The sequence below is a fragment of the Neisseria sp. GT4A_CT1 genome, assembly GCF_000227275.1.
In the GTDB taxonomy this organism is placed as follows: Bacteria; Pseudomonadota; Gammaproteobacteria; order Burkholderiales; family Neisseriaceae; genus Neisseria.
The window spans coordinates 39,787-48,339 of the sequence record NZ_JH164971.1; the positions used below are offsets into that span (position 1 = coordinate 39,787).

Genomic DNA, 8,553 nt, shown 5'->3' on the forward strand with positions numbered 1-8,553 from the left:
TCTGAGATGTTGCCACAAAGTGCCGCCGTTGCTTTTGTCTTGGCGAAGGTAGCGGTAAACGGTGCTGTGATGGAGCTTGATCCCGTGGTGTTTATGCAGGTAGGCACATACTTGTTCGGGACTGAGTTTGCGGCGGATAAGGGTGTCGATGTGTTGAACCAGCTGCGAATCGAGCTTATAGGGTTTTCGCCGGTGCTGTTTGGTCAGCCGGCTTTGCCGTTGGGCTTTATCGGCGCTGTATTGCTGTCCTTGGATGCAGTGCCGCTTGATTTCTCGGCTGATGGTGCTTTTGTGGCGGTTGAGCTGTTTGGCGATTTCGGTGACGGTGCAGTGGCGGGACAGGTATTGGATATGGTATCGTTCGTCTTGGGTCAGTTGTGTGTAGCTCATGGCAATCTTTCTTGCAGGAAAGGCCGTATGCTACCGCATACTGGCCTTTTTCTGTTATGGAAAGTTGCACTTCAAATGCGAATCCGCCGTCGTCTGAAAACCCAAACTTCAAGTTTTCAGACGACCTTTTGTACCATGACAAGATAGTCGGCTTATGCTGCTGAATTTTGATGAATCAGGCAGCCCATATACAGATTGCCGTCTTTCTGCCAGCCGAACAATTGGTTCTGCTGATCGCTGTTTTCAGCCATCAAGCCCAGAGTCAGCCAGTGGCTTTCTCGCGGAAGTTGACCTGTATACGGTTCGGGCGTGTGTATCAGGGGCAGGTCGAAATTATCGTTCCAGCTGACGCCTGCTTGGCGAAGTTTGCCGACGTATTGTTGCGTATCTTTAGGCGGTGCGGTAAACCAGGCGGCATGGACGGTGCGGTTTTTCAAAGCGTAATCGGCGTAGTGTCCGAAAGATTTGTTTTGCGCTGTTTCGTCGGACAAGGAGATGGCAATCGGACGCTGCAAAACCGCTTTGACGGGCAATTTATTCTGTTTGGCGACATAAGGCGAGGCAAACACCAGCCAAGTTGCGTTTTCTGTAAACTCGGCATCTGAAGCGTCTTCGTTCAGCCATGCCGAAAAAATCACATGGATGCCTTCAAATTGACGGTTTTCCACCCAATCGCCCATCAAACTTTCGCCATCGGACAAAGGCTTGATAGTCGCGCGGACACCCGCCATTTCGGCGATTTCTTCAAATCTCTGCTGCCAGTTCAAATACGCTTCTTCGTCCGGCGCATCGATGTGCAGGGTCACAGGCTGCCGATACTCCGCCAATTCGCTCAACTTTTGGTAAAAATGTTCGGCAACGTAAGGATAGCCGCTGCGCCACAGGTCTTCGTCTTCATCACGCGGAAACAGAAAAAGATCGGCATTTCGTCCGCCTGAGGCTTGGGTAATGACGTCCGGCAGCGACAAGGGTTCGGGCAGGATGGTATGCGAATCGACCAATACGATGCTTCTTTGCGCCCAATCCGTCCATTTTTTGCGGATATTCGATTTTTCGGTTTCCCAAGCATCTGCCGCCGCGCTGCGGTTCATCGACAAGATAAAGCGGTACAGCAAAGCCGCGCCCCAAACGCCAACCGGTATCAACAGATAAAACGGGCTGATTTTCAGCCACAACACAACAATCAACGCCGCAATGAAAAGCAAAGCCAATACCGTCAGCCATACCCAAGGGGTATTCCACTTGCTGTTTTTGCGGGCGACGATGGTATCGGGGATATCAGGAATAGACCAGTACATAATCTTCAGATATTGATTTGAAATAAATGGAATGAGTATAACAGCAAAAAAGCCAAATGTTTTTCCAAACTTGATTTCAGGTATCTTTTTCCCGCCAAACGGATTGACCGAAAACCCCTGCCCGATGTTTTTCAGACGACCTTTTGAGCCGGATAGAAAAAAACACCGACATCGCGTAAAATATGCGCAAATTTTGTGATTCAATCAGGTCGTCTGAAACAGATTGCGCCTGATTTATTTTTCCGGAAAACACCATGAGCGAACAAAACAATCCGCAAACCGAGCCGCAGTTGGACGAAAACCAAATCATCGCCCTGCGCCGCGAAAAACTGCACAACATCCGCCAACAGCGCATTGCCTATCCCAACGACTTCAAGCGCGACAGCTTTGCCGCCGATTTGCACGCCCGATACGGCGAAATCAGCAAAGAAGAACTCGACCCGCAAGCCGTTCCCGTCAAAATTGCCGGCCGCATGATGCTCAAACGCCAAATGGGCAAGGCGAGCTTTGCCACCATCCAAGACGTGACCGGCCAAATCCAGCTTTATCTGAACAACAAAGGCGTGAGTCAGGAAGTTTTGGACGATTTCAACCATTGGGACTTGGGCGACATCGTCGGCGCGGAAGGCACTTTGTTCAAAACCAACCACGGCGAATTGACCGTGCGCGTGTCCGACATCCGCCTGCTGTCCAAATCCCTGCGCCCGCTGCCCGACAAACACAAAGGCTTGAGCGATCAGGAAACCAAATACCGCCAACGCTACGTTGATTTGATTGCCAACGAAGAATCGCGCAATACGTTTATCAAACGCAGCCAAATCATCCAATCCGTGCGCAATTTCATGGTGAACGAGCATTATCTCGAAGTCGAAACCCCGATGATGCACCCGATTCCCGGCGGCGCGACGGCGAAACCCTTCGTGACCCACCACAACGCCTTGGACATCCCGCTCTACCTGCGCATCGCCCCCGAGCTGTATCTGAAACGCCTGGTAGTCGGCGGTTTGGAACGCGTGTTTGAAATCAACCGCAGCTTCCGCAACGAAGGCATGTCCGTGCGCCACAACCCCGAATTCACCATGATTGAATTCTACGAAGCCTTCTCCGATTACGAACGCATGATGCAGATGGCGGAAGACATCATCCGTAACGCATCGCGCACGGTCAACGGTACGGCGAAAATCAGCTACAACGGCAAAGAAGTCGATTTGGAAAGCCCGTTTGAACGCCTGACCATTCTCGAAGCCATCAAAAAATACAATCCGCACTACACCGACGAGCAGTTAAACGATGAAGAATGGCTGAAAAAAGAAATCGTCAAACACGGCGAAAGCCTGCCGCCGTCCCCCGGCATCGGCAGCCTGCAACTTGCCCTGTTTGAAGGTTGCGCCGAGGGCAAACTGTGGAACCCGACCTTCATTGTCGATTACCCGGTCGAAGTTTCCCCGTTGGCGCGCGCTTCGGATACGAAACAAGGTCTGACCGAGCGTTTCGAATTGTTCGTTGTCGGCCGCGAGCTGGCAAACGGCTATTCCGAGTTGAACGACCCCGAAGACCAAGCCGAACGCTTCAAAGCGCAAGTGGCGCAAAAAGACGCGGGCGACGACGAAGCCATGCACTACGATGCCGACTACATCCGTGCCATGGAATTCGGCCTGCCGCCGACAGGCGGTTGCGGCATCGGCATCGACCGCCTGGTGATGCTGCTGACCGATTCGCAAACCATCCGCGACGTGATTTTGTTCCCGCAGATGCGTCCCGAATAAGGTAGGCAGATAACAAAGAAAAGGTCGTCTGAAAACCGGAAAATTGGTTTTCAGACGACCTTTTTGTTGAAGCTAAACTTGATTCAGTTTTGTTTTTCAATTGTCTTATAGTGGATTAAAATTGCAACGATACGGCGTTGCCAACGCCCTTATGTACTACCCGTACACGGCGGGCGTTGTCGCCTTGTCTCATTTTTATTTTAATCCACTATAAGTTCCGTATGCCGTATGCGCTGAGGTAGCCGCAAGCGGTTTTGCCGGAGGTAACGGATCGGACGGTTGATGAATTCGCAAACCATCCGCGAGTGGTTCTGTTTACGCAAATGCGCCTCGAATAAAGTCAGCAAAGAAAAAGGTCGTCTGAAAACCGGAAAATTGGTTTTCAGACGATTTTGTTCAAGCTAAACCCGATTCAGATTCAGCCTCTGTTTTTCAACCGTCCATGCAACTCCTGCACGCTGTACACGCCTAGGTGGTCGCGGCTTTTTGCGCCTTCGCTCATGGCTTCGCCGCCGGCGATGGTGGTGTATTGCGGCACGCGTTGGGTGAGGGAGGTGCGGCGGATACTGTGGCTGTCGGCGATGGATTGTGCCGAGCTGCTGACGGTGTTGACCACCAGCGCGATTTCGCCGTTTTTAATTGCGTCCACGATGTGCGGGCGGCCTTCCTGCACTTTGTTTACCGCTTGCACGATGATGCCGTGCTCTTTCAGGTATTCGGCGGTGCCGCGTGTGGCGCAGACGCCGTAGCCTAAGGCTTGGAAGTTTTGCGCGGTTTTGACGATGAGCGGTTTGTCTTCGTCGCGTACGGCGAGGAAGATTTTGCCGGTCGGGTTCAGGCGTTCGCCAGCGCCGAGTTGGGCTTTGTAGTAGGCTTCGCCGAAGCTTGCGCCTACGCCCATCACTTCGCCGGTGGAGCGCATTTCGGGGCCGAGAATGGTGTCCACACCGGGGAATTTGATGAAGGGGAACACGGCTTCTTTAACGGCATAGAAATCGGGGACGACTTCTTTTTCCACGCCTTGCTCTTGCAGGGAAATGCCTGCCATGCAGCGTGCGCCGACTTTGGCGAGCGGCACGCCGGTGGCTTTGGAGACGAAGGGAACGGTACGGCTGGCGCGCGGGTTCACTTCCAACACGAACACCACGCCGTCTTGCACGGCAAACTGTACGTTCATCAGGCCGACCACACCCAGCGCGTACGCCATGGCTTTGGTTTGGCGGCGGATTTCGTCTTGGATTTCTTCGCTGAGCGAGTAGGGCGGCAGCGAGCAGCCGGAGTCGCCGGAGTGGATGCCTGCCTGTTCGACGTGCTGCATGATGCCGCCGATAACGACGTCTTTGCCGTCTGAAACGCAGTCCACATCGACTTCAATGGCGTTGTTCAGGAAGAAGTCGAGCAACACGGGGCTGTCTTCGGATACCTGCACGGCTTCGCGCATGTATTTTTGCAGCTCTTCGGCGGAGTGGACAACCTGCATGGCGCGGCCGCCGAGGACGTAAGACGGGCGCACGACCAGCGGATAGCCGATTTCTTCGGCTTTGACGAGCGCTTCTTCTTCGTTGTGGGCGATGCGGTTGGGCGGTTGGCGCAGGCCTAAGTCGTTCAACACTTTTTGGAAGCGTTCACGGTCTTCGGCAGCGTCGATGCTGTCGGCGGATGTGCCGATAATGTTCACGCCGTTTTCAACCAGCGCGTTGGCGAGTTTCAGCGGGGTTTGACCGCCGTAATGCACAATCACGCCCCACGGGTTTTCGGTGCGGACGATTTCCAACACGTCTTCCAGTGTCAGCGGCTCGAAATAGAGGCGGTCGCTGGTGTCGAAGTCGGTGGACACGGTTTCGGGGTTGCAGTTCACCATAATCGTTTCAAAGCCCGATTCGCGCAGGGCGAGTGCGGCGTGAACGCAGCAATAGTCAAACTCGATGCCTTGACCGATACGGTTTGGGCCGCCGCCGAGAATCATCACTTTTTTACGCTCGGAAGGACGCGCTTCGCATTCTTCTTCGTAAGTGGAATAGAGGTAGGCGGTTTCGGTGGCAAACTCGGCTGCGCAGGTATCGACGCGTTTATAGACGGGATGCAGCTTCAGCGCATAGCGGTGTTCGCGCACTTCTTTTTCAGGTAGCCCTAAAAGCTGTGCGATGCATTTGTCGGAGAAGCCTTTGCGTTTCAGACGACGTAAGGCGGCGAAATCCAAATCTTGCAGGCAGCCTGCACTTACCTGCTGCTCTTCTTTCACCAAGTCTTCGATTTGAGCCAAGAACCAAGGGTCGATGGCGCAGATTTCGTGGATTTCTTCCAGCGTGAAGCCCACGCGGAACGCGTCTGCCACAAACAGCATACGCTCAGGGCCGGGGTTGGCCAGTTCGCGGCGGATTTCCGCTTTGTCGGAGCTTTTCGGATTGAAGCCGCACAAGCCTGTTTCCAAGCCGCGCAGGGCTTTTTGGAAGCTTTCCTGAATCGTGCGGCCCATCGCCATCACTTCGCCCACCGATTTCATCTGCGTGGTCAGGCGGTCGTCTGCAGCGGGGAATTTTTCAAAAGCGAAACGCGGGATTTTGGTGACGACATAGTCGATGGAAGGCTCGAATGACGCGGGCGTGCGGCCACCGGTGATGTCGTTGCGCAACTCGTCCAGCGTAAAGCCGACCGCCAGCTTCGCCGCCACTTTCGCAATCGGGAAGCCCGTCGCTTTGGAAGCCAGCGCAGACGAACGGCTCACGCGCGGGTTCATCTCAATCACAATCATCTCGCCGTTTTCAGGGTTCACCGCAAACTGAACGTTCGAGCCGCCCGTGTCCACGCCGATTTCGCGCAATACCGCCAAGCTTGCGTTGCGCATGATTTGGTATTCCTTGTCCGTCAGCGTCTGCGCCGGCGCAACCGTAATCGAGTCGCCCGTATGCACGCCCATCGGGTCGAAGTTTTCAATCGAGCAGATGATGATGCAGTTGTCGGCCTTATCGCGCACCACTTCCATCTCGTACTCTTTCCAGCCGAGGACGGACTGCTCAATCAGCAGCTCATGCGTGGGCGACGCGTCAAAACCGCGTTCGCAAATCGCCAAAAACTCGTCTTTATTGTAGGCAATGCCGCCGCCCGAACCGCCCATGGTGAAAGACGGGCGAATCAGCGTCGGAAAACCGACCTGTTCCTGCGCCGCCAAGGCCTCGTTCATCGTGTGGCAGACAAAAGATTTCGGGCAGGAGAGGCCGATTTTCTCCATCGCCTCCTTAAAGCGGCCGCGGTCTTCCGCCTTGTCGATCGCGTCTTCCGTCGCGCCGATCAGCTCGACATTGTATTTCGCCAGCACGCCGTTGCGCGCCAAATCCAGCGCACAGTTCAGCGCGGTCTGGCCGCCCATCGTGGGCAGAATCGCATCGGGCCGCTCCTTGGCGATAATCTTCTCCACCGTCTGCCACATAATCGGCTCGATGTAGGTAACATCCGCCATTTCAGGGTCGGTCATGATGGTGGCGGGGTTGGAATTCACCAGAATGACTTTATAGCCTTCTTCACGCAAAGCCTTACAGGCCTGTGCGCCCGAATAGTCAAATTCGCAGGCCTGACCGATAACGATAGGGCCGGCGCCGATGATAAGGATGGATTTTAGGTCGGTACGTTTGGGCATGGGTGGGTCTTTCTTTAAAAATTATTGGCAATTGATTTTATTTAACTGTTCTACAAGTTGTTTTTGTTGGATTTGTCGTTCATTTCGTTCTTGTTCAGTCAGTCCATGGAGAACGAATCCTTTTGTAAATCCAGATTTGAGTTCTTCTCTTATAGTGTCTAATTGTTGTTGTAAGTGCTGTTGTCTTTGTAAACATGCACTTTTGGTTTGCAATTGAGATGAAAGTTTTATATTTTCATCGTTTATTCTTTGGTTTTGATCTGATTTTTGAGCATAATCTTGCTGGCAGCGATTCAACTCTTCTTTTCGTACATAATCTTTCTGTATCGAGTTTTCTAATCCTGTTTTTTGTGCTTCGCAAGTGGCAAGGCTTTCTCTTTGAGTTGATTTTTCTTCTTCCAGTTTACTTTTTTCTTCCTTTAAGTCTGTTATTTGTTTATTAAGTATTTCTTTGTTGTCTTGATATAAACCTTCTCGTACTAGCCATGTTCCAGGAATACCGAGACATAATCCAAGTATCGCCCCAACAAATATTTCTTTTTTTGCCCACTTGCTAGCTTCTTCATGTGAAATTCCTGTCATAAATTATCCTAACTTATCAAAAATGAACAATAAAGCAAGCCGTAGCCCATATGTAGGGCGTGTGCGGTACGCACGCACGCGTTCTCCATTTTCTCTGCAACCCCAACCCAGCGCGTGCGTGCCTTGCGGCACACGCCCTACCGATGGGGTTAAAGGTCGTCTGAAAAAACGCTCGTGGCGTTTGGTTCATTTTCCTGGAGATAAAGGCTACCTGAAAAATTCCTGCCGTTGATATTTCGGGCATTCTTTTTTCAGACGGCCTGTAACACTTGAATTTACCGCAACCTGCTCCCTCCCCCGTGGAGGAGGGCTGGAGAGAGGGCCTTCCCCGAATTTCGGCAATCTTTCCCAATACCCTAACCACCTCAATACAAGCTTTGCGGCTTGTTGCCCTCTCTCTAGCTCTCTCCCACGGGAGAGAGGACGGGGCGGCTGTTGGGATTAAGGGTTTTGCAAGAAAAACAAATTGTTCAGGCTGCTTTTTTTCTTTTCAGATGCCCTACAATCAATGGCAAACCCAAGAAAGCCGTCACCCTCATGTAGGGTGTGTGCGGTACGCACGCGTTCTCCATTTTCCCTGCACCCCCAACCCACCGCGTGCGTGCCTTACGGTACACACCCTACCGATGGGTTCAAAGGTCGTCTGAAAAAATACTTACGGTGTTTGTTCCATCAGCCTTGCGATAAAGGCTACCTGAAAAATTCCTGCTGTTGATGTTTCGGGCATTCTTTTTCAGACGACCTGCAACGCCTGAATCCGCTGCAATCCACCCCCTCCCCCGTGGGGGAGGGCTGGGGAGAGGGCATTCCCCGAATGGCGGCAATCTTTCCCAACACCTAAATCTCCCAAAATACAAGCCTTGCGGCTTGTTGCCCTCTCTCT

6 protein-coding genes are annotated in these 8,553 nt (G+C 52.7%); 2 read left to right on the plus strand and 4 right to left on the minus strand.

The genetic code is table 11. The features are described from left to right. Both HMPREF1028_RS12030 and HMPREF1028_RS12035 read right to left on the minus strand, forming a co-directional pair. On the minus strand, nt 1-390 hold a 390-nt coding region (locus HMPREF1028_RS12030; protein ID WP_009313037.1), incomplete at its 3' end, for a helix-turn-helix domain-containing protein. A 152-nt stretch (nt 391-542) separates the two neighbouring features. Beyond that, nucleotides 543-1,688, minus strand: coding sequence for a hypothetical protein (locus HMPREF1028_RS12035; protein ID WP_009313038.1), 1,146 nt, complete (start codon nt 1,686-1,688; stop codon nt 543-545). A gap of 254 nt (nt 1,689-1,942) precedes the next feature. Here HMPREF1028_RS12035 and lysS point away from each other — a divergent pair, with 254 nt between their 5' ends. Together lysS and HMPREF1028_RS15765 are read left to right on the plus strand one after the other, a co-directional pair. Then, the gene (lysS, locus tag HMPREF1028_RS12045; RefSeq protein ID WP_009313040.1) at nt 1,943-3,454 is read left to right on the plus strand and encodes a lysine--tRNA ligase; all 1,512 of its coding nucleotides are present in this window, start codon (nt 1,943-1,945) and stop codon (nt 3,452-3,454) included. Between the two features lie 282 nt (nt 3,455-3,736). After that, nucleotides 3,737-3,859, plus strand: coding sequence for a hypothetical protein (locus tag HMPREF1028_RS15765; RefSeq protein ID WP_283118872.1), 123 nt, complete (start codon nt 3,737-3,739; stop codon nt 3,857-3,859). Between the two features lie 13 nt (nt 3,860-3,872). Here HMPREF1028_RS15765 and carB read toward each other — a convergent pair whose 3' ends face one another. Further along, nucleotides 3,873-7,088: a carbamoyl-phosphate synthase large subunit gene (gene carB, locus HMPREF1028_RS12050; protein WP_009313042.1), complete on the minus strand. Its 3,216-nt coding sequence runs from the start codon at nt 7,086-7,088 to the stop codon at nt 3,873-3,875. Between the two features lie 21 nt (nt 7,089-7,109). Continuing rightward, complete coding sequence (locus tag HMPREF1028_RS12055) at nt 7,110-7,670, minus strand: hypothetical protein (RefSeq protein ID WP_009313044.1); 561 nt, start codon at nt 7,668-7,670, stop codon at nt 7,110-7,112. Nucleotides 7,671-8,553 lie beyond the last annotated feature (883 nt).